The 24,628-nt window shown below is 61.7% G+C and carries 23 protein-coding genes; 9 read left to right on the top strand and 14 right to left on the bottom strand.

Translation table 11 applies throughout. The features are described 5' to 3' along the window. Positions 1-2 precede the first annotated feature (2 nt). Positions 3-1,667 (bottom strand): putative bifunctional diguanylate cyclase/phosphodiesterase, encoded by a 1,665-nt coding sequence (locus BM017_RS05280; protein ID WP_071488058.1) that lies wholly within the window; start codon positions 1,665-1,667, stop codon positions 3-5. 256 nt (positions 1,668-1,923) lie between these two features. Here BM017_RS05280 and rep point away from each other — a divergent pair, with 256 nt between their 5' ends. Then, complete coding sequence (gene rep, locus BM017_RS05275) at positions 1,924-3,933, top strand: DNA helicase Rep (protein WP_071488059.1); 2,010 nt, start codon at positions 1,924-1,926, stop codon at positions 3,931-3,933. 58 nt (positions 3,934-3,991) lie between these two features. Then, positions 3,992-4,564: a xanthine phosphoribosyltransferase gene (locus BM017_RS05270; RefSeq protein ID WP_025856334.1), complete on the top strand. Its 573-nt coding sequence runs from the start codon at positions 3,992-3,994 to the stop codon at positions 4,562-4,564. Between the two features lie 70 nt (positions 4,565-4,634). On the opposite strand, the gene BM017_RS05265 is transcribed toward BM017_RS05270, so the two are convergent. From BM017_RS05265 to dadA, 6 genes are all read right to left on the bottom strand, one after another. Beyond that, on the bottom strand, positions 4,635-6,557 hold the full coding sequence (locus tag BM017_RS05265) for an acetyl-CoA hydrolase/transferase C-terminal domain-containing protein (protein WP_092241698.1): 1,923 nt from the start codon (positions 6,555-6,557) through the stop codon (positions 4,635-4,637). Between the two features lie 137 nt (positions 6,558-6,694). Continuing rightward, positions 6,695-7,105 carry a c-type cytochrome gene (locus tag BM017_RS05260; RefSeq protein ID WP_043293857.1) on the bottom strand — a complete coding sequence of 137 codons (411 nt, stop codon included), beginning with the start codon at positions 7,103-7,105 and terminating at the stop codon, positions 6,695-6,697. A gap of 181 nt (positions 7,106-7,286) precedes the next feature. Next, on the bottom strand, positions 7,287-7,835 hold the full coding sequence (locus tag BM017_RS05255; protein WP_003176893.1) for a cupin domain-containing protein: 549 nt from the start codon (positions 7,833-7,835) through the stop codon (positions 7,287-7,289). Positions 7,836-7,951: 116 nt separating this feature from the next. After that, positions 7,952-9,025, bottom strand: a complete 1,074-nt coding sequence (gene alr / locus BM017_RS05250; RefSeq protein WP_092241696.1) for an alanine racemase — start codon at positions 9,023-9,025, stop codon at positions 7,952-7,954. 79 nt (positions 9,026-9,104) lie between these two features. Beyond that, positions 9,105-9,458 carry a RidA family protein gene (locus tag BM017_RS05245; RefSeq protein ID WP_092241694.1) on the bottom strand — a complete coding sequence of 118 codons (354 nt, stop codon included), beginning with the start codon at positions 9,456-9,458 and terminating at the stop codon, positions 9,105-9,107. Then, a complete protein-coding gene (dadA, locus tag BM017_RS05240; RefSeq protein ID WP_092241692.1) occupies positions 9,430-10,731 on the bottom strand; it encodes a D-amino acid dehydrogenase in 1,302 nt (433 codons plus the stop codon). The genes BM017_RS05245 and dadA overlap by 29 nt, the downstream gene beginning before the upstream one ends. 156 nt (positions 10,732-10,887) lie before the next feature. On the opposite strand from dadA, the gene BM017_RS05235 reads away from it, so the two are divergent. After that, positions 10,888-11,376, top strand: coding sequence for an Lrp/AsnC ligand binding domain-containing protein (locus BM017_RS05235; RefSeq protein ID WP_003176896.1), 489 nt, complete (start codon positions 10,888-10,890; stop codon positions 11,374-11,376). Between the two features lie 68 nt (positions 11,377-11,444). Here the strand turns inward: BM017_RS05235 and BM017_RS05230 are convergent, their stop codons facing one another. Further along, on the bottom strand, positions 11,445-11,798 hold the full coding sequence (locus BM017_RS05230) for a YkgJ family cysteine cluster protein (protein WP_092241690.1): 354 nt from the start codon (positions 11,796-11,798) through the stop codon (positions 11,445-11,447). 115 nt (positions 11,799-11,913) lie between these two features. Here BM017_RS05230 and BM017_RS05225 point away from each other — a divergent pair, with 115 nt between their 5' ends. Beyond that, positions 11,914-13,206 (top strand): NAD(P)/FAD-dependent oxidoreductase, encoded by a 1,293-nt coding sequence (locus tag BM017_RS05225; RefSeq protein ID WP_092241688.1) that lies wholly within the window; start codon positions 11,914-11,916, stop codon positions 13,204-13,206. On the opposite strand, the gene BM017_RS05220 is transcribed toward BM017_RS05225, so the two are convergent. After that, entirely contained in the window at positions 13,207-13,431 is a 225-nt protein-coding gene (locus BM017_RS05220) for a DUF1127 domain-containing protein (protein ID WP_092242375.1), read from the bottom strand. It lies immediately after the preceding gene. Between the two features lie 166 nt (positions 13,432-13,597). Between BM017_RS05220 and BM017_RS05215 the strand changes: the two genes are divergently transcribed. Both BM017_RS05215 and BM017_RS05210 read left to right on the top strand, forming a co-directional pair. Next, positions 13,598-15,022, top strand: a complete 1,425-nt coding sequence (locus BM017_RS05215) for an aminotransferase-like domain-containing protein (protein WP_092241686.1) — start codon at positions 13,598-13,600, stop codon at positions 15,020-15,022. A gap of 62 nt (positions 15,023-15,084) precedes the next feature. Continuing rightward, on the top strand, positions 15,085-16,650 hold the full coding sequence (locus BM017_RS05210; protein WP_092241684.1) for a phospholipase D family protein: 1,566 nt from the start codon (positions 15,085-15,087) through the stop codon (positions 16,648-16,650). Here the strand turns inward: BM017_RS05210 and BM017_RS05205 are convergent. Together BM017_RS05205 and BM017_RS05200 are read right to left on the bottom strand one after the other, a co-directional pair. Then, positions 16,647-17,789 (bottom strand): MFS transporter, encoded by a 1,143-nt coding sequence (locus BM017_RS05205; RefSeq protein ID WP_092241682.1) that lies wholly within the window; start codon positions 17,787-17,789, stop codon positions 16,647-16,649. The two genes, BM017_RS05210 and BM017_RS05205, sit on opposite strands and share 4 nt — an antisense overlap. A 150-nt stretch (positions 17,790-17,939) precedes the next feature. Next, the gene (locus BM017_RS05200; protein WP_071488069.1) at positions 17,940-19,433 is read right to left on the bottom strand and encodes an aldehyde dehydrogenase; all 1,494 of its coding nucleotides are present in this window, start codon (positions 19,431-19,433) and stop codon (positions 17,940-17,942) included. 229 nt (positions 19,434-19,662) lie between these two features. On the opposite strand from BM017_RS05200, the gene BM017_RS05195 reads away from it, so the two are divergent. Beyond that, complete coding sequence (locus BM017_RS05195) at positions 19,663-20,025, top strand: cupin domain-containing protein (RefSeq protein WP_092241680.1); 363 nt, start codon at positions 19,663-19,665, stop codon at positions 20,023-20,025. A gap of 70 nt (positions 20,026-20,095) precedes the next feature. Here the strand turns inward: BM017_RS05195 and rpmG are convergent, their stop codons facing one another. Beyond that, complete coding sequence (gene rpmG, locus BM017_RS05190; protein ID WP_003176906.1) at positions 20,096-20,251, bottom strand: 50S ribosomal protein L33; 156 nt, start codon at positions 20,249-20,251, stop codon at positions 20,096-20,098. Positions 20,252-20,262: 11 nt separating this feature from the next. Continuing rightward, a complete protein-coding gene (rpmB, locus tag BM017_RS05185) occupies positions 20,263-20,496 on the bottom strand; it encodes a 50S ribosomal protein L28 (RefSeq protein WP_010207494.1) in 234 nt (77 codons plus the stop codon). Between the two features lie 458 nt (positions 20,497-20,954). Between rpmB and BM017_RS05180 the strand changes: the two genes are divergently transcribed. Beyond that, positions 20,955-22,547 (top strand): ABC transporter substrate-binding protein, encoded by a 1,593-nt coding sequence (locus BM017_RS05180; RefSeq protein ID WP_092241678.1) that lies wholly within the window; start codon positions 20,955-20,957, stop codon positions 22,545-22,547. 44 nt (positions 22,548-22,591) lie between these two features. On the opposite strand, the gene radC is transcribed toward BM017_RS05180, so the two are convergent. After that, the gene (radC, locus tag BM017_RS05175; RefSeq protein WP_092241676.1) at positions 22,592-23,266 is read right to left on the bottom strand and encodes a RadC family protein; all 675 of its coding nucleotides are present in this window, start codon (positions 23,264-23,266) and stop codon (positions 22,592-22,594) included. Between the two features lie 152 nt (positions 23,267-23,418). Between radC and coaBC the strand changes: the two genes are divergently transcribed. Next, positions 23,419-24,627, top strand: a complete 1,209-nt coding sequence (gene coaBC, locus BM017_RS05170) for a bifunctional phosphopantothenoylcysteine decarboxylase/phosphopantothenate--cysteine ligase CoaBC (RefSeq protein WP_016970585.1) — start codon at positions 23,419-23,421, stop codon at positions 24,625-24,627. Position 24,628 lies beyond the last annotated feature (1 nt).

The following is a 24,628-nucleotide window of genomic DNA, read 5'->3' as shown; positions in this document are numbered from 1 at the left end:
TCCTAACCGAGCAAAGCTTGCTGGCTTTTGCCGAAGGTCAGGTACTCCACCAACTCCGGCAACGGCAGCGGCTTGCTGATCAGGTAACCCTGGGCCTGGTCGCAGCCAAACAAGCGCAACAGCGCCAGTTGCTCAGGCGTTTCCACCCCTTCGGCCACCACCTCCAGGTTGAGGTTGTGCGCCAGGTTGATCATGGCATGCACCAGCTTGCGGTTTTCTTCGCGCTCCTCCATGCCACCGACAAAGCTCTTGTCGATCTTCAACAAGGCAATCGGCAGGCTGTTGAGGTGCACGAACGATGAGAAACCCGTACCGAAGTCATCCAGGGAAAACCGCACACCCAGGCGGCCGAGGGCATCCATGGTCTGCTTGACCAGGTCACTGCGGCGCATCACGGCGGTTTCGGTCAGTTCGAACTCCAGCCATTGCGCCTCCACGCCCCGCTCGGCAATCAGCCGGCTGAGTGTGGAGAGCAACTGGCTGTCCTGGAACTGGCGGAACGACAGGTTGACCGCCATGTGCAACGCCGGCAGGCCGCGTTCGCGTAGGTCTTGCATGTCGCGCAGGGCCCGGGAGATCACCCAGTAGCCCAGCGGCACGATCAAGCCGCTTTGCTCGGCCAACGGCACGAATTCACTTGGCGGCAACAGGCCGCGCTCGCCATGACGCCAGCGCACCAGGGCCTCCAGGCCGACGATATGGCCGTCGTCCAGGTCCAGGCGTGGCTGGTAATGCAGCTCCAGTTCGTCACGGCGCAAGGCGCGGCGCAGCTCGCTTTCCAGGTCGGCCAGGCTGCGCGCGTTGCGGTTGATACGTTCGTTGAAGATATGAAAGGTGCAGCCTTGCGTGCTCTTGGCCTGCTGCATGGCGATATGAGCGTGCCACATCAAAGGGTCGGCACCGGCGCGAGCGCGGGCATGGGCCACGCCCAGGCTGCAACCGATCAGCAGGCTTTCGCCATCCACCCAATAGGGTTCGGCCATGACCTCGGTAATGCGCTCGGCCATCCACTCGGCACGCTGGGGTGCACGGCGGGTATCGATCAGCAGGGCGAATTCATCGCTGCCCAGGCGCGCCAGTTGGTCGCCGACCTCCAGCTGGCTCTTGAGCCGTGACACCACTTGCAGGATCAACCGGTCGCCGGCCTGGTGGCCGAGGGCATCGTTGGCGTGGCGGAAGTTGTCGAGGTCCAAGTGACCGAGGGCCAGGCCACGCCCTTCATTCTCGGCCAGACGCGCGGTCAACAGGGTCTGGAAGCCCTGGCGGTTGGCGATGCCGGTGAGCGGGTCCTGCTCGGCCAGGCGTTGCAGGGTGTTTTCCAGCACGCCGCGCTCGCGGACGTGGCGCAGGCAGCGGCGCACTGTATCGGCATCCAATACATCACGCACCAGCCAATCGCTGACGCCAAGCGGTGAAACCAGCGGTTCCTGTTCCAGCAACAACACGCACGGCAGGCTGCAACGGCCAGGCCCGGGTTGCAGGCTGGGCGTGGTCAATAGCACGGCGCTGTGGTCGTCATCGAACAGACGGCTCACGGATTCCCAGTTTGGTGCGCTGATCAGCACAGCCCCATCGCCCATCGGCGCCAGGCACTCGCGCAATAACGCTGCCCACGCGGGCTCATCGGCCAGCAGCAGCAAACGCAAGGGTTCGACAGGCGTAGACAAGCTAGCTCCCTAGACTCTGCAAAAATTCGTGGCGACGGGCATTATGACGTGCGGCCTGAGAATCACCAATGATAGGGGTTTTCAAACACGCGAACTGTGAACATTAGCCTCAAAACAACCCTCACATCCTGCGGCAAAGTATCAAAACCGGCAAATTTAGATCGAGTGGTACGTCACACTGTCGTTCTGACAGAGCAGAATCCTGCCAGCCTGTTAAAATGCCCGCCCTTTTGAACAACGACTCCCTGAATTCTGTATGTCCCGACTCAATCCCCGGCAGCAAGAAGCCGTGAACTACGTCGGCGGCCCTCTATTGGTGCTCGCCGGCGCAGGCTCCGGCAAGACCAGCGTGATCACCCGCAAGATCGCGCACCTGATCCAGCACTGCGGCATCCGCGCCCAGTACATCGTCGCCATGACCTTCACCAACAAGGCCGCGCGGGAGATGAAAGAGCGCGTCGGCACCTTGCTCAAGGGTGGCGAAGGCCGTGGCCTCACCGTGTGTACCTTCCACAACCTGGGCCTGAACATCATCCGCAAGGAGCATGCGCGTCTGGGCTACAAGCCGGGCTTCTCGATCTTCGACGAGACCGACGTGAAGTCGCTGATGACCGACATCATGCAAAAGGAATACGCAGGCGACGACGGCGTGGATGAGATCAAGAACATGATCGGCGCCTGGAAAAACGACCTGATCCTGCCGCCCCAGGCCCTGGAAAACGCACGCAACCCCAAGGAACAGACTGCCGCCATCGTCTACACCCACTACCAGCGCACGCTCAAGGCGTTCAACGCAGTGGACTTCGACGACCTGATCCTGCTGCCGGTAAAGCTGTTCGAGGAACACGCCGACATCCTCGAAAAATGGCAGAACAAGGTGCGCTACCTGCTGGTGGACGAATACCAGGACACCAACGCCAGCCAGTACCTGCTGGTAAAAATGCTGATCGGCAAGCGCAACCAGTTCACCGTGGTCGGTGACGATGACCAGTCGATCTACGCCTGGCGCGGCGCGCGCCCGGAAAACCTGATGCTGCTCAAGGACGACTACCCGTCCCTGAAAGTGGTGATGCTGGAGCAGAACTACCGCTCCACCAGCCGCATCCTGCGCTGCGCCAACGTGTTGATCTCGAACAACCCCCATGAGTTTGAAAAACAACTGTGGAGCGAGATGGGCCACGGCGACGAGATCCGCGTGATCCGCTGCCGCAACGAAGACGCCGAAGCCGAACGCGTGGCCGTCGAGATCCTCAGCCTGCACCTGCGCACCGACCGGCCTTACAGCGATTTCGCGATCCTCTATCGCGGCAACTACCAGGCCAAGCTGATCGAGCTGAAATTGCAGCACCACCAGGTGCCGTATCGCCTTTCGGGCGGCAACAGCTTTTTCGGACGCCAGGAAGTAAAAGATCTGATGGCCTACTTCCGCCTGATCGTGAACCCGGACGACGACAACGCCTTCCTGCGCGTGATCAACGTGCCGCGTCGCGAGATCGGCTCCACCACCCTGGAAAAGCTCGGCAACTACGCCACTGAGCGCAAGATCTCGATGTACGCCGCCACCGACGAGATCGGCCTGGGCGAACACCTGGACTCGCGCTTCACCGATCGCCTGTCGCGCTTCAAGCGCTTCATGGACAAGGTGCGCGAGCAGTGCGCCGGCGAAGACCCGATCAGCGCGCTGCGCAGCATGGTCATGGACATCGACTACGAGAACTGGCTGCGCACCAACAGTTCCAGCGACAAGGCCGCGGATTACCGCATGAGCAACGTCTGGTTCCTGATCGAAGCGCTGAAGAACACCCTGGAAAAAGACGAAGACGGCGAGATGACCGTCGAAGACGCCATCGGCAAGCTGGTGCTGCGCGACATGCTCGAACGCCAGCAGGAAGAGGAAGACGGCGCCGAAGGTGTACAGATGATGACCTTGCATGCCTCCAAGGGCCTGGAGTTCCCCTACGTGTTCATCATGGGCATGGAAGAGGAAATCCTCCCGCACCGTTCCAGCATCGAAGCCGACACCATCGAAGAGGAACGCCGCCTGGCCTACGTGGGCATTACCCGCGCGCGTCAGACCCTGGCCTTCACCTTTGCCGCCAAGCGCAAGCAGTACGGCGAAATCATCGATTGTGCCCCCAGCCGGTTCCTGGATGAACTGCCGCCGGACGACCTGGCCTGGGAAGGCAATGACGACACCCCGACCGAGGTGAAGGCCGTTCGCGGCAACACCGCCCTGGCGGACATACGCGCGATGTTAAAGCGCTAGAATCGACTACTTTTCAATCTACTTTCGGCGCACAACGCGCCATTAGAGGAAGCTTTCCGTGGAAGCACTGCACAAGAAAATTCGCGAAGAAGGCATCGTGCTTTCCGATCAGGTACTCAAGGTCGACGCCTTTCTGAACCACCAGATCGACCCGGCACTGATGAAGTTGATCGGCGACGAATTCGCCGCGCTGTTCAAGGACTCGGGCATCACCAAGATCGTCACCATCGAAGCGTCGGGCATAGCGCCAGCGATCATGACCGGCCTGAACCTGGGTGTACCGGTGATATTCGCGCGTAAGCAACAGTCCCTGACCCTGACCGAAAACCTGCTGTCGGCAACGGTGTATTCCTTCACCAAGAAAGTCGAAAGCACCGTGGCGATCTCGCCGCGCCACCTGACCAGCAGCGACCGCGTGCTGGTGATTGATGACTTCCTGGCCAACGGCAAGGCATCCCAGGCGCTGATCTCGATCATCAAGCAGGCCGGCGCGACCGTGGCAGGCTTGGGGATCGTGATCGAGAAGTCGTTCCAGGGCGGCCGTGCGGAATTGGATGCGCAGGGTTATCGGGTTGAATCGCTGGCGCGGGTCAAGTCGCTGGAAGGTGGCGTCGTCACCTTCATCGAATAACTCCTGCCTCAAAGTGGTGGTAAAAGTGGGAGGGGGCTTGCCCCCTCCCACATCGAACCTGTGTTGTCGGTTAGTGCGCGGTGGCCTGCAGGCCGGCGAGCAGGAGCCGCTGGTACAGATCCTCTTTCAAGCCTTCCGGCTTGGTCAACTGCATGCGTTCCAGATGCTTGGGAAACACCTGCGCCTGCGGCGCATCCAACGCCGCCTTGCCCAGCTCCAGAATCTCCGTCAGCTTGAATTTGCTCTTGAGCCAGTTCAGCGCCCGCAACAAATCCCGCTCTTCATCGGTGAAATCGCTTCCCAACGGATACTCCGGAAACAACCGACGATGGCGTGCCTGAATCCCCTGCAACCGCTCCGGCGTGTTCTCGGCAAAGCGCGGATCCAGCTGGAAATCCTTGGGCAACTTGCCAGCCTTTTGCGCCTGCTTGATCAAATCGTCCTGGAAGCGTGAGTCGGTGATATTGAGCAACGCCTCGATCACCTTGGCATCCGTCTGCCCGCGCAAGTCTGCAATGCCGTATTCCGTGATGACAATATCCCGCAGATGCCGGGGAATGGTGCAGTGGCCGTAGTCCCAGACGATATTGGAACTGACCTCCCCCGCCGACTCGCGCCAACTGCGCAGAATCAGGATCGACCGCGCACCTTCCAGCGCATGGCCCTGGGCCACAAAGTTGTACTGCCCGCCCACACCACTGAGCACACGACCGTCTTCCAACTGGTCGGCCACACCCGCGCCGAGCAGCGTCACCATGATCGCGCTGTTGATAAACCGCGCATCCAGGCGTTGCAGGCGCTTGAGTTCTTCCTGGCCGTACAGCTCGTTGATGTAGCTGATGCGCGTCATGTTGAATTCGAGGCGCTTGGCGTGGGTCATTTCCTGCAGGCGCTGGTAGAAACTGCGCGGGCCAAGAAAAAATCCGCCGTGGATCGAAATGCCGTCGGGCTGCGCCGCATCGTCGAGCGTGCCGGCGTTGGCCTGCTGTTGCGTCGCTACGTCCGGGTAGACCTTGCGACGGATAATCCCCGCGTCCGCCAACACCAGCAGGCCGTTGACGAACATTTCGCTGCACCCGTAAAGGCCCCGGGCGAAGGGATCGACACCGCCTTCACGGCTGATCAGCGGCGCCCACTGGTACACGTCCAGGTCCGTCAGCAGCGACCGATAGGACTCGTTGTCGGCCTGGCGCGCCAGCAGCGCGGCAGTCAGCGCATCGCCCATGGAGCCGATGCCGATCTGCAAGGTGCCGCCGTCGCGTACCAGGGTGCTGGCATGCAGGCCGATGAAGTGGTCCTGGAAACCCACCGGCATGTTCGGCGTGGAGAACAGCGTGGTGCTGTCTTTTTCATCGATCAGGTAATCGAAGGTATCCATGCCCAGCTCAGCGTCGCCGGGCATGTAGGGCAAATCGGTGTGGACTTGCCCGACGATCAGCACGGTCTCGCCGGCGTCGCGGCGCTTGGCAATCATCGGCAGCAGGTCGAGGGTGATATCCGGGTTGCAGCTCAAGCTCAGGCGATCAGGGTGTTCGGCACTGCTGGCGACCAACTGCGCCACCAGGTTCAGGCCGGCGGCGTTTATGTCGCGAGCGGCGTGGCTGTAGTTGCTGCTGACGTAATCCTGCTGCGCCGACTCGCTGTGCAGCAGGCTGCCGGGCTGCATGAAAAACTGTTGGACGTGGATATTGTTCGGAAGGCTGTCGTTGTGCAGGTCGGCGAGGAAATCCAGTTCGGGGTAATCGCCGAACACCCGCTCGATAAAGGGTTCGAGAAAGCGTTTCTGCAAACCATCACCCATCGTCGGGCGGCCCAGGCTTAACGCGGTATAGATCGTCAGCGCCCGCTCCGGCAACTTGGCGATGCGCCGGTACAAGGCATTGGCAAACCGGTTCGGCTTGCCCAGCCCGAGGGGCATGCCCATGTGGATATGCGCCGGCAACCGCGCCAGTACGTCGTCAACTGCTTGCTCGATTGAACACAACTGCACCATCCGACCCTCCTGAACATTCCATGATTAGGGGTTGGACCGAGCTTGCCGGGTCTTTGCTGCAATGAACAGCGCTGAAACACGAACCCCAGGCACAAAAAAGCCGCTCGTAAGCGGCATTTTTGACGAAGATCGGCGGATCAGAGGCCGGACATCTTCTTGATTGCACCCTTGAGGTCATCATCCGAGCAATCGGCGCAGGTGCCTTTTGGCGGCATGGCGTTGATCCCGGTGATCGCCTTGGCCAGGATGCCATCGAGGCCGCCCTGGTGATCGGCGCGTTCTTTCCAGGCTGCGGTATCGCCGATTTTCGGCGCGCCCAACAGGCCGGTGCCGTGGCAAGCATTACAGTGCTTGGCGATGATGTCATCCGGCGTCTTCGCAGCGCCACCGCCTGCGGCGACCGCCACTTCCATGCCCTTGCATTCCTGGCCCTGGACGCAGACCTGGCCAACAGGCTCCAGGCGCTTGGCAATATCATCATTGGTCGCAGCTTGAGCGCTGACAGCCCATAGGGCCAGTACGGTTGCTGGTGCAGCCAGCATTTTCATAATTAGGTTCACGCGTTCACCCTCAATGGTGGCTATTCACGCCTGCGGCCACGGTTTCGCAGGCGGCGAAAGTATAACGGTTAGCCCGCCTGGCCGAAACAACCCTATTAACTAAAGGGAGATTCGACCCCACGGAATACAGCTCGGGTGCCTCTGCAACGCTGGCAGGACGCCTCTTTTCTTAAAAGTTCGCAGGCGTGGCTGCGCTGATTAGTCGCGCCGGCACGTCGAACGGATTGCGAAAACGATGGGGCTTGGTGCTTTCAAAGTAGTAGCTATCGCCAGCTTCGAGCACAAAAGTTTCAAGACCGACCACCAACTCCAGGCGACCCTCCACCAGAATCCCGGTTTCTTCACCTTCGTGGGTAAGCATTTCTTCGCCTGTGTCGGCGCCCGGCGGGTAGATCTCGTTGAGAAACGCGATGGCCCGGCTAGGGTGCGCCCGGCCTACCAGTTTCATGGTGACGGCGCCGTCGGAGATGTCGATCAGCTCATTGGCTTTATAGACGATCTGCGTCGGTATTTCCTGGAGGATCTCCTCGGAAAAGAACTCGACCATCGACATGGGGATGCCTCCCAGCACCTTGCGCAAGGAGCTGATCGAGGGGCTGACGCTGTTTTTTTCGATCATCGAAATGGTGCTGTTGGTGACACCCGCGCGCTTGGCGAGCTCGCGCTGGGACAGACCCTTCAGTTTACGGATGGATTGCAGTCGTTCGCCGACGTCCAATGCAGGAGCCTCCTAGGATTCAGGCTTTGTTGTAATTGAGCGTTATCATGGCGACAGCGTTCAGTATTTACAACACTTGGGCCTAAATCCCGGGCGGTTGCGTTCGTACCCGGCGGTCAAGCGCCGGAATAGAGCCTCGGCACGCGGCGCAGGTTGCAAAAGAGCTGATACGGAATGGTCTCGGCGGCGACCGCGACGTCACTGGCGAGGATATTTTTGCCCCATAGCTCCACGGTGGAACCGAGGCCAGCCTGAGGCACTTCCGTGAGGTCGATGCACAGCATGTCCATGGACACACGGCCCAGCAATTGGCTGCGCTGCCCGGCCACCAGTACCGGCGTACCCGTCGGCGCGTGACGCGGATAGCCATCGGCATAGCCCATGGCAACCACACCGATACGCATGGGTTTGGGCGTGATGAACTTGGCGCCGTAACCCACCGGCTCACCGGCCGGCAGTTCACGGACGCAGATCACCTTGGATTCCAGGGTCATCACCGGCTGCAAACGCGCGGCCACGGCCTGGTCCTCGGCAAACGGCGTCGCGCCGTAGAGCATGATGCCAGGGCGCACCCAATCGCTGGACACAGCCGGCCAGCCCATCACCGATGGCGAATTGCGCAGGCTGACCTCGGCCGACAAACCCTGGCGCGCCGCGTCAAACACAGCCACCTGTTCATCACTGCGCACACAGTCGAGCTCATCGGCGCGGGCGAAATGGCTCATCAACACGATCTTGGCCACCTTGCCGCTGGCCAGCAGGCGCTGGTAAGCCTCGTGATAATCCTTGGGGTGCAGGCCGACACGGTGCATGCCGGAATCGAGCTTGAGCCAGATGGTCAGCGGCTTGCTCAGTCTGGCCTGCTCGATGGCCTCCAATTGCCACAGCGAGTGCACCACGCACCAGAAATCATGTTCGATGATCAGCGGCAGCTCATCCGCCTCGAAGAAACCTTCCAGCAGCAGCACCGGCGCACGAATCCCGGCGGCGCGCAGCTCCAATGCTTCCTCGATGCAAGCCACGGCAAACCCGTCCGCCTCGGCTTCCAGCGCCTGGGCAACGCGCACGGCACCATGGCCGTAGGCATCGGCCTTGATCACGGCAAGGGCCTTGGCCCCCGTGACTTCACGGGCCAATTGGTAGTTGTGGCGCAGGGCTTGGAGGTCGATCAGGGCACGGGCAGGACGCATGGCGGCAGGCTTCTAGGCGGCAAAGTGAAGAAAAACCGGCACCGACCAACGGCTTCGGCACCGGGAGAGGGATCGTTGTTTAAGGCAGCGCGGCCACGACGGACAGCTCCACCAGGATTTGCGGTTCGCACAGCTTGGCTTCAACCGTGGCACGGGCCGGGGCAACGCCTTTTGGCAGCCACTTGTCCCATACCGCGTTCATGCCGGCGAAATCCGCGTCGATGTCCTTCAGGTAGATCGTCACCGACAGCAACCGGGTCTTATCAGTACCGGCCAGGTCGAGCAAACGCTCGATATTGGTCAGGGTTTCACGGGTCTGCTGTTCAATCCCGGCGTTCATGTCGTCGCCGACTTGCCCGGCCAGATACACGGTACCGCTGTGGACAACGATCTGGCTCATGCGCTCATTGGTGAGCTGGCGCTGGATTGACATGTTTTGCAGACTCCTGGTGGTTGCCATAACGGGAAATATCGAGGCCTTCGGCACTGATCTGCGGCGTTTTCTTGGCCATCAGGTCGGCCAGCAAACGACCGGAGCCACAGGCCATGGTCCAACCGAGGGTGCCGTGGCCGGTATTCAGGAACAGGTTCTTGAACGGGGTGGCACCGACAATCGGCGTGCCGTCGGGGGTAGTCGGGCGCAGGCCGGTCCAGAAGGTAGCTTCGGTCAAATCGCCGCCCTGAGGATAAAGGTCGTTGACGATCATCTCCAGGGTTTCCCGCCGGCGCGGGTTCAGCGACAGGTCAAAACCGGCTATTTCAGCCATGCCACCGACGCGGATGCGGTTGTCGAAACGAGTGATCGCGACCTTGTAGGTCTCGTCGAGAATGGTCGAGGTCGGCGCCATCGCCGGGTTGGTGATCGGCACGGTCAGCGAGTAGCCCTTGAGCGGATACACCGGTGCCTTGATCCCCAACGGCTTGAGCAACTGCGGCGAGTAGCTGCCGAGGGCCAGCACGTAGCGGTCGGCGGTTTCCAGCTTGCCGTCGATCCACACGCCGTTGATGCGATCACCGGCGTAGTCGAGGCGCTGGATGTCCTGCTCAAAGCGGAACTCCACACCCAACTGTTTGCACATCTCGGCCAGGCGGGTGGTGAACATCTGGCAGTCACCGGTCTGGTCATTCGGCAGGCGCAGTGCGCCGGCGAGGATATCCGTGACGCTGGCCAGGGCCGGCTCGACCCGGGCGATACCGGCGCGGTCGAGCAGCTCGAACGGCACGCCGGACTCCTTCAACACGGCGATGTCCTTGGCGGCGCCATCGAGTTGTGCCTGGGTGCGGAACAGTTGGGTAGTCCCAAGGCTACGGCCTTCGTAGGCAATGCCGGTCTCGGCGCGCAGTTCGTCGAGGCAGTCGCGGCTGTACTCGGACAGGCGCACCATGCGCTCCTTGTTCACCGCATAACGGCTGGCGGTGCAGTTGCGCAGCATCTGCGCCATCCACAGGTATTGGTCGATGTCGGCGGTGGCCTTGATCGCCAGCGGCGCATGGCGTTGCAGCAACCACTTGATGGCCTTGAGCGGCACACCCGGTGCGGCCCATGGCGAGGCGTAGCCTGGAGACACCTGCCCGGCGTTGGCGAAACTGGTTTCCATGGCAGCGGCAGGCTGACGGTCGACGACAACCACTTCAAAGCCGGACCGCGCCAAATAGTAGGCACTGGTCACACCAATGACGCCGCTACCCAAGACCAGAACGCGCATTTTTATATCCTCATCGCGGGCATGGCCGCTGACGTGTGTTGTTCGAGCAATGATGAGCGCAGTGTAAAAAACAATGACCAGTGCATTTCACTATATAACTGCCTATATTTGGCGACAATTCTCGGCAAAAACCCTTTTCACAGAGGCGTATCCCCTATGCGTACCAACACCCAGACCAAGCGGGAGCTGGACAAGATCGACCGCAACATCCTGCGCATCCTGCAAACCGACGGGCGCATTTCGTTTACGGAGCTGGGGGAAAAGGTCGGGCTGTCGACCACGCCCTGTACCGAGCGTGTGCGGCGGCTGGAGCGTGAAGGGATCATCATGGGCTACAACGCGCGGCTCAACCCCCAGCATTTGAAGGGCAGTTTGCTGGTATTTGTCGAGATCAGCCTGGATTACAAGTCCGGCGACACCTTCGAGGAATTCCGCCGCGCGGTGCTGAAACTGCCCCATGTGCTCGAGTGCCACCTGGTTTCTGGCGACTTCGACTACCTGGTGAAAGCGCGGATATCCGAGATGGCGTCGTACCGCAAATTGCTCGGCGACATCCTGCTCAAGCTGCCCCATGTGCGGGAGTCCAAGAGCTATATCGTGATGGAAGAGGTGAAAGAGAGCCTGAACCTGCCGATCCCGGACTGACCTGACACACTCGGGTCAACATGTGGGAGGGGGCTTGCCCCCTCCCACATTTGGACGGTGTAAAACCGCTAAACCAGCACCTGCCGGGTGCTCGCCATGTACTCGTGGATCTGCTTCTCCACCCGTGGATGAATCAGCTCCACCGGGCGCCGCCCATTCGGACACGGCAAGGTCTTGGTGGTGCCGAACAGCCGGCAGATCAACGGGCGCTCGTCGTACACCGTGCAGCCGTTCGGCCCCAGGTGCACGCAGTTCAGCTCCTCCATGGCCGCGTCCTGCTCGGCGGCGGTCTTGCGCGGCAGGCGCGACATCTCCTCGGGCGAGGTGGTCACCGGCCCACAGCAGTCATGGCAACCGGGGACGCACTCGAACGAAGGAATCTGCCGGCGCAGCGCACTGATTTTCTGACTGTTGCAACTCATCGAAACACGTACCGAACGGCGAATAGGCGTGGATTCTGCCGCAAAACGCCCCGCGCAGACAGCTTCGTCCGACCGCTGTATCCTGCGTCAAATTTTCCAAACAGGGATGCTCCCCATGACTGCCAGCGCCCGGCATACCGCTTCCTACTACGCCGCCAGCAGCGTGCCGCAAACTGATTACCCGGTATTGACCGGCGAACTGACGGCGGATGTGTGCGTGGTCGGCGGCGGTTTTTCCGGGCTGAACACCGCGCTGGAGTTGGCCGAACGCGGTTTCAGCGTAGTGTTGCTGGAAGCGCGCAAGATCGCCTGGGGCGCCAGCGGGCGTAACGGCGGCCAACTGATTCGCGGTGTCGGCCATGGCCTGGACCAGTTCGCCAGCGTGATCGGCACCGAGGGCGTACGCCAGATGAAGTTGATGGGCCTGGAAGCGGTGGAGATTGTGCGTGAGCGCGTCGCCCGCTACCAAATCCCTTGCGACCTGACCTGGGGCTACTGCGACCTCGCCAACAAACCCCGCGACCTGCACGGCCTGGCCGAAGATGCCGAAGAACTGCGCAGCCTCGGCTATCGTCACGACATACGCCTGCTGCAAGCCAACGAAATGGGCAGCGTCATCGGCTCCGAGCGCTACGTGGGCGGCATGATCGACATGGGCTCCGGCCACCTGCACCCGCTGAACCTGGCCCTCGGCGAAGCCGCCGCCGCGCAGCAATCGGGCGTGAAGCTGTTCGAGCAGTCCGAAGTCACCCGCATCGACTACGGCCCCGAAGTCAACGTACACACCGCCCAAGGCAACGTGCGCGCCAAGACCCTGGTGCTGGCCTGCAATGCCTACCTCAACGGCCTCAACCCGCACCTCAGCGGCAAAGTGTTGCCTGCCGGCAGCTACATCATCGCCACCGAACCGTTGGGCGAAGCCCAGGCCGCCAACCTGCTGCCGCAGAACATGGCGGTGTGCGACCAGCGTGTCACGGTGGACTACTTCCGACTGTCCGCCGATCGCCGCCTGCTGTTCGGCGGTGCCTGTCATTATTCCGGTCGCGACCCGAAGGACATCGGCGCCTATATGCGCCCGAAGATGCTGCAGGTGTTCCCACAACTGGCCGATGTAAACATCGACTTCCAATGGGGCGGCATGATCGGCATCGGCGCCAACCGTCTGCCGCAGATAGGCCGCCTGGCCGACCAGCCCAACGTGTATTACGCCCAGGCCTACGCCGGCCATGGCCTCAACGCCACGCACCTGGCGGGCAAGTTGCTGGCCGAAGCCATCAGCGGCCAGCAACACGGGCGCTTCGACCTGTTCGCCCAGGTGCCGCACATCACCTTCCCCGGCGGCAGGCACCTGCGCTCGCCGCTGTTGGCGCTGGGAATGCTCTGGCACCGCCTCAAAGAGCTGGTCTGATCAATCGCGCCAGAACGGTTTCAGGCCTTCGTGGCGCGCCTGCTCGGCGGTCAGCCCGACATCGCGCAATTGCTCGCGGGTCAGGTGCAGTAAAGCTTTGCGGGTGTGGCGACGGCGCCAGAACAGACCCCAGCGACTGATATCGCGCCGCGCCGTCGCCCGCTCCTGCCCAGCCACCAGTTCCTGACTGTGTAACGCCAGCCGCACATCGCCCATGCCGTTCATTTTGCTGCCCCTCAGTTGCTTGTTGCCTTGAGTGACCAGCATGAGCGCGCAGCCAAAACCATTACAGATTCAACCCACCTTTATTAAATCCATACAGATACTGCCTATATACCGCTGAATCCTGTATTTTCTGCCTATCTGTAATGGTCCCTCTGGAGCGACCGCCATGACCCTGTACATGAACCTCGCCGAATTGCTGGGCACCCGCATCGAACAAGGCTTCTATCGCCCCGGTGATCGACTGCCTTCCGTACGGGCGTTGAGCGTGGAACACGGGGTCAGTTTGAGCACCGTGCAGCAGGCCTATCGCTTGCTGGAGGACAACGGTCTGGCGATGCCCAAGCCGAAATCCGGCTACTTTGTTCCGGTGGGCCGCGAGTTGCCGGCCCTGCCGGAAGTCGGTCGTCCGGCTCAGCGCCCCGTAGAAATTTCCCAATGGGACCAAGTGCTGGAATTGATACGCGCAACGCCGCGCAAGGATGTCATACAGATGGGCCGCGGCATGCCGGATGTATTGTCGCCCACCCTCAAGCCCCTGCTGCGCAGCCTGGCCCGCGTGAGTCGCCGCCAGGATTTGCCGGGGCTGTATTACGACAACATCCTGGGCTGTATGGAACTGCGCGAACAGATTGCGCGCCTGTCCCTGGATTCCGGCTGCCAGCTGACGGCCGAGGACATCGTGATCACCACCGGCTGCCATGAGGCGCTGTCCGCCAGCATCCATGCCATCTGTGAGCCGGGCGATATCGTTGCGGTGGACTCGCCGAGCTTTCACGGCGCCATGCAGACCCTCAAGGGCCTGGGCATGAAAGCCCTGGAAATCCCCACCGACCCGATCACCGGCATCAGCCTCGAAGCCCTGGAGCTGGCGCTGGAACAGTGGCCGATCAAAGTCATCCAACTGACCCCCAACTGCAACAACCCCCTGGGCTACATCATGCCGGAGGCGCGCAAGCGGGCATTGCTCACCTTGGCGCAGCGCTTTGACGTGGCGATCATTGAAGACGATGTCTACGGCGAACTGGCCTTCAGCTACCCGCGCCCGCGCACCATCAAGTCTTTCGACGAAGACGGACGCGTCCTGCTGTGCAGCTCGTTCTCGAAGACCCTGGCGCCCGGCCTGCGCATCGGCTGGGTAGCGCCCGGACGTTACCTGGAGCGAGTGCTGCACATGAAATACATCAGCACTGGCAGCACCGCCACGCAGCCGCAAATCGCGATTGCGGAATTCCTCAAAGGTGGTCACTTCGAACCGCATTTGCGGAGGATGCGCACCCAATACCAGCGCAATCGCGACTTGATGCTCGATTGGGTCAGCCGCTACTTCCCCACAGGCACTCGCGCCAGCCGCCCTCAAGGCAGCTTCATGCTGTGGATCGAACTGCCGGAAGGCTTTGATACGCTGAAGCTCAACCGTGTCCTCGTAGAACAAGGTGTCCAGGTGGCCGTAGGCAGCATCTTCTCGGCGTCGGGCAAGTACAGGAACTGCCTGCGCATGAACTACGCTGCCAAGCCAACCGCGCAGATTGAAGAAGCCGTGCGCAAGGTCGGGGCTGCGGCGATCAAGATGCTGGCAGACACGGCCGACTGACCTTTCACGGGAAATTGCCGTCATATATCGACAACCGCCCTGATCTGGAAGCCGCTCCCTTGATGATTCAACGGCTATTACCGTTTTGCCTGCTGGGAGCCCTGATCCTGGGCGGCTGCGCCAGCGTGAGCACGCCACGCGTCCCCAGTGACGCCCTGCCCGCCGCACAGTCATCGTTCGGCCGCTCGATCCAGGCCCAGGCCGCGCCCTATCAAGGGCGCTCGGGCTTTCGCCTGCTGCCCAACAGCAGCGAGGCATTCATGGCCCGTGCCGAGCTGATCCGCAACGCCCAGACCAGCCTCGACCTGCAGTACTACATCGTGCACGACGGCATCAGCACCCGCATGCTGGTGGACGAACTGCTCAAGGCCGCCGACCGTGGCGTACGTGTGCGCATCTTGCTGGATGACACCACCAGCGACGGCCTGGACCAGATCATCGCCACCCTCGCCGCCCATCCCAAAATCGAGATCCGCCTGTTCAACCCGCTGCACCTCGGGCGCAGCACCGGCGTAACGCGGGCCATGGGCCGCTTGTTCAACCTGTCGCTGCAACATCGACGCATGCACAACAAGCTGTGGCTGGCGGACAATAGCGTGGCCATCGTTGGCGGGCGTAACCTGGGGGATGAGTATTTCGATGCCGAGCCCAACCTGAACTTCACCGATATCGACATGCTCAGCGTCGGCCCGGTGGCCGAGCAACTGGGCCACAGTTTCGACCAGTACTGGAACAGCGCACTGAGCAAGCCCATCGATAATTTCGTCTCCAACGCACCGTCCAAGGGTGACCTGGCCGCCGCGCGCGTACGCCTGGAAGCGTCCCTGGCCGAGTCACGCCAGCAGAACCACGCACTGTACAACCGCCTGCGCACCTACCAGACCCAACCCCGCATGGACACCTGGCGCCGCGAGCTGATCTGGGCCTGGAACCAGGCGCTGTGGGATGCGCCGAGCAAGGTGCTGGCCAAGGAGGACCCTGACCCCAGGTTGCTGCTCACCACGCAACTGGCGCCGGAACTGGAAGGGGTCAATCACGAACTGATGATGATTTCGGCGTACTTCGTGCCGGGACAGCCAGGCCTGGTGTACCTGACGGGGCGTGCCGATGCGGGCGTGTCGGTGAGCCTGCTGACCAACTCCCTGGAAGCCACCGACGTGCCCGCGGTGCACGGGGGTTATGCGCCGTACCGCAAGGCGCTGCTGGAGCATGGGGTCAAGCTCTATGAGTTGCGCCGCCAGCCCGGGGATGGCGGCGGCAGTGGCCCGCACCTGTTTCGCCGAGGCGCCTTCCGGGGCTCAGATTCCAGCCTGCACAGCAAGGCGATGATCTTTGATCGGGAGAAATCCTTTATCGGCTCGTTCAACTTCGACCCACGCTCGGTACTGTGGAACACCGAAGTCGGTGTGCTGGTCGACAGCCCCGAGCTGGCGGAACACGTGCGCAACCTTGCACTGCAAGGCATGGCGCCGCCCCTGAGCTATGAAGCGAAATTGCAGGACGGCCAAGTGGTGTGGGTGACCGAAGACAACGGCCAGTTGCACACCCTGACCCGCGAGCCGGGGAGCTGGTGGCGACGGTTCAATGCGTGGTTTGCCACCAGCGTCGGCCTTGAGCGCATGCTCTAGGCCGGCTGCGCCGCGCCGAATGCACCCTGGCGCAGCAGCAACATCACCAGGCCCAGCGCACCCGCTGCCATCAGCAGCGGCAACGCATGCCCGCTGATCCACTGGCTACCCGCCCCCGCCACCAGCGGGCCGATCAGGCAGCCAATACCCCACAACTGCGCCACGTGGGCATTGGCGCGCACCAGCGCGTCGTCGCGGTAACGCTCGCCGATCAGGATCAACGACAGGGTGAACAAGCCGCCGGCACTCGCGCCGAACACGACCCAGATCGGCCAGATCATTGGTGTGTGCATCAATAGGGGAATCGCCAGGCTCGACACCAGCAACAGCAGCGCACACCCCAGGAACAACGTGCGCCGAGGCAAGTAGTCGGCCAGTGCACCGATGGGCAATTGCAGTAACGCGTCGCCAACCACCACCGTGCTGACCATGGCCAAGGCGATCTCGGCGGTGAATCCTTGTTGCAGGCAGTACACCGGCAACAATGTCAGGATCATCGCCTCGAACGCAGCAAACAGCGCAACCGCCCAGGCAATCGCCGGCAGGCTCCGGCAGAAGCGCCACAGTTGCGCGAAGGTCACGCTGAAGGACTCGGCGCTCGGTGCACCGGAGCGCCCCAGCAGCAACAGCGGCGCGACCATCAACAGGCCGACGCCCACCCAGAAACCGTAGTCATGCTCGGTGCCGATCAGGCCCAACAGCAGCGGCCCCGACAGCTGGCTCAAGGCATAGCTGCAGCCGTACAACGCCACCAGCCGACCACGCCACTGCTCCACCACCAACTGGTTGATCCAACTCTCGCCGAGGATAAACACAATGGTCAGGATCACCCCGATCATCAGGCGCAGCACCAGCCACACCGGGTAGCTGGGCAGGATCGCCAGCAGGCCGATGGACACCGCGCCCGCCCACAGGCACAGACGCATGAGGTTGGCGGTGCCAAGCCAAGAGGCCAGGCGACTGGAGACCTTCGCGCCGAGCAACACGCCAAAGGCCGGCATCGCTGCCATCACGCCGATAGCGAAACTGCCGTAGCCCCAGCTTTCGAGGCGCAGGGACACCAGCGGCATGCTGACGCCCAGGGCCAGGCCGACGCTGAGCACCGAGGCCAGGACGGCGAAATAAGTCGCCCAACGCATTTCCACGCTCCTGTGGATAATTCTTGAAAACACACAAAACAGTGTGGGAGGGGGCTTGCCCCCGATTGCGGTGGATCAGTGAGCACCGCTGGCGCCTGACACACTGCTATCGGGGGCAAGCCCCCTCCCACATTTAGCCTGCGGTGTTGCTTAGAGCTTGATCCAGGTGGCCTTCAGCTCGGTGTATTTGTCGAACGCATGCAGCGACTTGTCGCGACCGTTGCCCGACTGCTTGAAGCCACCAAACGGTGCAGTCATGTCGCCGCCATCGTACTGGTTGACCCACACGCTACCGGCACGCAGCGCCTTGGCAGTCAGGTGGGCCTTGGAGATGTCCGCCGTCCACACCGCTGCAGCCAGGCCGTATTGGGTGTCGTTGGCGATGGCAATTGCTTCCTCGGCGCTGTCGAAGGTGATCACCGACAAGACCGGGCCGAAGATTTCTTCCTGGGCGATCTTCATGGCATTGGTCACACCGTCGAAAATCGTCGGTTCAACATAGGTGCCACCGGTTTCTTCCAGGGTCCGCTTGCCGCCGGCGACCAACTTGGCGCCATCTGCGTGACCCGCTTCGATGTACGACAGCACAGTGTTCATCTGCTGGGTGTCCACCAGTGCGCCCACATTGGTTGCCGGGTCCAGCGGGTTGCCTGGCTTCCAGCCCTTGAGGGCATCGATCACCAGCGGCAGGAATTTGTCCTTGATGGAACGCTCCACCAGCAGGCGCGAACCGGCGGTGCAGACCTCCCCCTGGTTGAAGGCGATGGCGCCGGCGGCGGATTCGGCGGCGGCTTGCAGGTCCGGGGCATCGGCGAACACGATGTTCGGGCTCTTGCCGCCGGCTTCCAGCCAGACGCGCTTCATGTTCGACTCACCAGAGCGGATCAACAGTTGCTTGGCGATCTTGGTGGAACCGGTGAACACCAGGGTGTCGACATCCATGTGCAACGCCAGCGCATTACCCACGGTATGACCATAGCCCGGCAGTACGTTGAACACGCCTTTTGGAATACCGGCTTCCACGGCCAGGGCCGCAATGCGGATAGCGGTCAGCGGGGATTTTTCGGACGGCTTGAGGATCACCGAGTTGCCGGTGGACAGCGCAGGGCCCAGTTTCCAACAGGCCATCATCAGCGGGAAGTTCCACGGCACGATAGCGCCAACCACGCCAACCGGCTCGCGCGTCACCAGGCCCAATTGGTCATGCGGGGTCGCGGCGACTTCGTCGTAGATCTTGTCGATCGCTTCGCCGCTCCAGCTCAGGGCATTCGCCGCGCCGGGCACGTCGATGTTCAGGGAGTCGCTGATCGGCTTGCCCATGTCCAGGGTTTCGAGCAGCGCCAGCTCTTCGGCATTGGCCTTGAGCAACGCGGCGAAACGGATCATGGCAGATTTGCGCTTGGCCGGCGCCAGGCGTGACCACACGCCGGAGTTGAAGGTGGCGCGGGCGTTTTCGACGGCGCGCTGGGCGTCGGCGGCGTCACAGCTGGCAACGGTGGCCAGCAGGCGACCATCGACCGGGCTGATGCATTCGAAGGTGTCACCGGAAACAGCGGCGGTGTACTCGCCATTGATGTAGGCGCGGCCTTCGATCTTCAGATCCTTGGCACGTTGTTCCCAGTCGGCACGGGTCAGGGTGGTCATGCGAGTGTCCTCCTCTTATTGAATACAAGGGCCATGGGATGTCCCACGGCAGCCTTAAAGAATTCTTGCCCGCCAGCCAATGGTTCGGCGCAAGGCAGCTGCCACCCTAAACCAGCGGCTGGGGGTGTTTCAATATATTTGACATAACGCCGGCAAACGCCCTTGCGATGTTCATTTTAATAAACATAGACTTTGGGCTCTCCAACCGCAGGCCAGACGGGACACGCACATGAGCATCCAGGACATCGTCGACTTCAGCCAAGCCAAGACCGCCGCCGAGCGCTACCGCCCTGCCGCCGAGAAAATCCTCAAGGGCGATCCCGAGCAAACGATCTACAACCACTACAACAGCCCCTGCGGCCAGATGAGCGCGGGCGTGTGGGAAGGTGAAGTCGGACAGTGGACGGTCAATTACACCGAACATGAGTACTGCGAGATTGTGCAAGGTGTATCCGTGCTGCGTGACGCCGACGGCAATGCCAAGACCTTGCGCGCTGGCGACCGATTCGTGATTCCCGCCGGCTTCAGCGGCACCTGGGAAGTGCTGGAGGCGTGCCGCAAGATCTACGTGGTGTTCGAACAGAAAGCCTGATCAGCCAAATCAACAGGCAAAAAAAAGCCCGGATCGTGAGATACGGGCTTTTTTTCAGGAGGAAAATCAATTACTTGATTTTGCCTTCTTTGTAGATCACGTGCTTGCGAACGCGCGGGTCGAACATTTTCTTTTCGAGCTTGTCCGGGGTAGTACGCTTGTTCTTGTCGGTAGTGTAGAAGTGACCAGTACCGGCGCTAGAGATCATTCGAATCAATTCACGCATGATATAGCTCCTTAGATTGTGCCAGCGCGGCGCAATTCAGCCAGCACGACAGTGATGCCACGCTTGTCGATGATGCGCATGCCTTTGGCAGATACGCGCAGACGGACGAAACGTTTCTCTTCTTCAACCCAGAAGCGGTGATGCTGCAGGTTCGGCAGGAAACGACGACGGGTTTTGTTATTTGCGTGGGAAATGTTATTCCCAGTCACCGGACCCTTACCGGTAACTTGACAGACTCTCGACATGCCTCAGCCCTCTAAAACCACATGCCCAACCCGGCATGGGTTGGCCGCTTAATCTCTCAGTCATTTGGCGCCAGGCGCCGCGTTTCTTTAGGGTCTTACCGGCTACACCTACAAGCGAAGGAACCGGGCCCCTAGAAAAGAGCGCTGCTTTATACCAGAAAGACCCCAGTGCAACAACAGCCCGCGTGTTTTTACTGGCGTAAATCTTGGCGGCAGACGCCTGAACCGTTGCCAGGAGGGGCCGCTGTCACAGCCGACCGCTCGTCGCACAGAATGATTTACAGCGCGCGCGGGCACAGTGAAGTGCACGACGAAACGCGCCGAGACGCCATCAAAACAGCATTTGGCGCAAAAGCACAGGCAAAAATGGGCTAGTCATTTACCTATCAGACCACTACGGTAGGACTTTTCCAGACTGCACTCGCAGATGGGCCTTCGATCTGCAAAGGAAACCGAACATGCGCCTCGCTGCCCTACCGCTATTGCTAGCCCCTCTATTTATCGCCCCGCTGGCCTCGGCCGCCAGCAACTTGAGCGTCTGCACCGAGGCCAGCCCCGAAGGGTTCGATGTGGTGCAATACAACTCGCTGACCACCACCAACGCCTCGGCCGATGTGCTGATGAACCGCCTGGTGGACTATGACGCGACCAGCGGCCAACTGGTGCCCAGCCTGGCGGACAGCTGGAACGTCTCGCCGGATGGCCTGACCTATACCTTCAAGCTGCACCCGGATGTGAAGTTCCACCGCACCGAGTACTTCACCCCAAGCCGCACCCTGAGCGCCGAAGACGTGCGCTTCAGCTTCGAGCGCATGCTCGACCCGGCCAACCCCTGGCACAAGATCGCCCAGAGCGGCTTCCCTCACGCTCAGTCGCTGCAACTGCCGACGCTGGTAAAAAAGATCGACGCTCTCGACCCACTGACCGTGCGTTTCACCCTGGATCACGCCGACTCCACCTTCCTCGCCGCGTTGAGCATGGGGTTCGCGTCGATCTACCCGGCGGAATATGCCGACAAACTGCTCAAGGCCGGCACGCCGGAGAAGCTCAACAGCCAGCCGATCGGCACTGGACCGTTTATCTTCAGCCGCTTCCAGAAAGATGCCGTGGTGCGCTACAAGGCCAACCTGGACTACTTCGCCGGCAAACCGGCTGTGGATAACTTGATCTTCGCCATCACTCCCGACGCCAACGTACGCCTGCAGAAGCTGCACCGCGATGAGTGCCAGATTGCGCTGTCACCCAAGCCGCTGGACGTAGGCGAGGCCGAAAAGGACCCGGCGCTCAAGGTGGAGAAGACCGCGGCCTTCATGACCGCCTTCGTGGCCATCAACAGCCAGCACCCACCCCTGGACAAGCCAGAAGTCCGCCAGGCGATCAACCTGGCGTTCGACAAGGGCAGCTACCTCAAAGCCGTGTTTGAAGGCACCGCCGAGGCCGCCAACGGCCCTTATCCGCCGAACACCTGGAGCTACGCAAAGGACCTGCCGGGTTATCCACAGGATCTCGCCAAGGCCAAGGTGCTGCTCGACCGCGCCGGACTCAAGGACGGCTTCAAGACCACCCTCTGGACCCGCCCCACCGGCAGCCTGCTGAACCCCAACCCCAACCTTGGTGCACAACTGCTGCAGGCTGACCTGGCCAAGGTCGGCATCCAGGCCGAGATCCGCGTGATCGAATGGGGCGAGTTGATCCGCCGCGCCAAAGCCGGCGAACACGACCTGCTATTCATGGGCTGGGCCGGTGACAACGGCGACCCGGATAACTTCCTGACCCCGCAGTTTTCCTGCGCGGCGGTAAAGTCGGGTACCAACTTCGCCCGCTACTGCGACCCTGCGTTGGACAAGCTGATCAGCGCTGGCAAGACCACCAGCGAGCAAGGTGTGCGCAGCAAGCTGTACCAGCAGGCCCAGGCACAGATCCAGCAGCAGGCCTTGTGGTTGCCGCTGGCGCACCCGACGGCGTTCGCCCTGGCCCGCAAGACTGTCGAGGGCTACCAGGTGAGCCCGTTCGGCCGCCAGGATTTCTCGAAAGTCAGCGTCAAGCCCTGAGCTGAAAGCTGCAAGCCCGCTTGAGGCTTGCAGCTGCTTCCCGCCTACATCCACCCATACTCCGCCATCGACAACGGATCTCCATCCCCCACAATGATGTGATCCAGTACCCGCACATCCACTACCTCCAAGGCCTTCTGCAGCAACTTGGTCAATTTTCGATCAGCAGCGCTCGGCTCCAGGCTCCCGGAAGGATGGTTGTGGCACAGGATCAACGCCGCCGCGTTGTAGGCCAATGCGCGTTTGACCACTTGCCGGGGATACACCATCGCCGCGTCGATGGTGCCTTGGGACAACGCCTCAAAACCCAGCACCCTGTGCCTTGAATCAAGGAACAGACAGCCGAATATCTCGTGGGGCTCATGGCGCAACATGGCCTTGAGGTAATCGCGCACCGCCACCGGACTTTCCAGCACCGAGTCGTGTCGCAGGCGCTCGGCCATATGACGCTTGGCCATTTCCAACACCGCCTGCAACTGGGCAAACTTCGCCGGCCCCAGGCCCAATTGCTGGCTGAACAGCGTCTGGCTGGCCTCCAGCAACGGGCGCAAGCCGCCGAATTGCGCCAGCAGATGGCGCGCCAGGTCCACCGCGCTCCTGCCGGAAACCCCGGTACGCAGGAAGATCGCCAGCAACTCGGCATCCGACAGACTCGCCGCCCCCCACTCCAAAAGCTTCTCTCGCGGCCGCTCTGCCGCCGGCCAATCACGAATACTCATCCCTCCTCCCTCTCCCTGTATGCCATGCGTGCCGCTGTTGCCTTGCGGACGCTGTGTTATCGTAGGCCCTCTTTTTTGCAGGCGATTTCCCCTGGGGAGGGGGCATCGCAGGCGTCATTGAACTGGCAACACTGAACTGGAAAGGCAAACCAATGCAGCGTCTGTATCGGAAACGCATCGTTCTCGGCGTTGGCGGCGGCATTGCCGCCTACAAGAGCGCAGAGCTGGTCCGCAGGCTCCTGGACCAGGGCGCCGAAGTGCGCGTGGTCATGACGCGCGGTGGTAGTGAGTTCATTACCCCGCTGACCATGCAGGCCTTGTCCGGGCACCCGGTTCACCTGGATCTCCTGGACCCTGCGGCCGAAGCCGCCATGGGGCACATCGAACTGGCCAAATGGGCCGACCTGGTGCTGATCGCTCCGGCCACCGCCGACCTGATCGCGCGCCTGGCCCAAGGCATCGCCGATGACCTGCTGACCACGCTGGTACTGGCCACCGACGCCACTGTCGCCATCGCCCCGGCCATGAACCAGGCCATGTGGCGCGACCCTGCGACCCAGGCCAACACCCAGCTTCTGCAAAGCCGAGGCCTCAAGGTGTTCGGCCCGGCATCCGGCAGCCAGGCCTGCGGCGACGTTGGCATGGGCCGCATGCTTGAAGCCACCGATCTGGCGCTGTGCGCCGCCGAGTGCTTTCAGCACCTGGCCCTCACTGGCAAGCACGTGTTGATCACTGCCGGCCCGACCCAGGAAAACATCGACCCGGTGCGCTACATCACCAACCATAGCTCAGGAAAAATGGGCTTTGCCCTGGCTGAAGCGGCGGTCGAGGCAGGCGCACGCGTCACCCTGATCACCGGTCCGGTGCATTTGCCGACCCCGGATCGGGTCACGCGAATCGACGTGGTCAGCGCCCGCGACATGCTGGCGGCCTGTGAGGCAGCCATTCCGTGCGACCTTTTCATCGCCTCGGCGGCGGTTGCGGACTACCGCCCGGAAGTCGTCGCCCCGCAAAAGCTCAAGAAAGACCCTACGAGCGGTGACGGCCTGCTCCTGCAAATGGTGCGCAACCCGGACATCCTGGCCACCATCGCCACGCGTCCGGACCGTCCGTTCAGTGTCGGCTTCGCCGCCGAGACCGAGCACTTGCTGGACTACGCCGCACGCAAATTGAAAGACAAAAACCTCGACCTGATCGTTGCCAATGATGTCGCCAACCCGAGCATCGGCTTCAACAGCGAGGAAAATGCCTGCAGCGTGATCGACCGCGACCTGCATGCCACCCTTTTCGCCCAGACCAGCAAGGGCAAGATTGCCCGCCAACTGATCTCTTTTATCGCCCAACGGCTGAACCAGGTTTAAT

This window comes from Pseudomonas sp. NFPP04 (assembly GCF_900113815.1).
GTDB lineage: Bacteria > Pseudomonadota > Gammaproteobacteria > Pseudomonadales > Pseudomonadaceae > Aquipseudomonas > Aquipseudomonas extremorientalis.
Note: the sequence above shows the minus strand (reverse complement) of the source record. Positions and strands in the feature narration are given on the sequence as shown.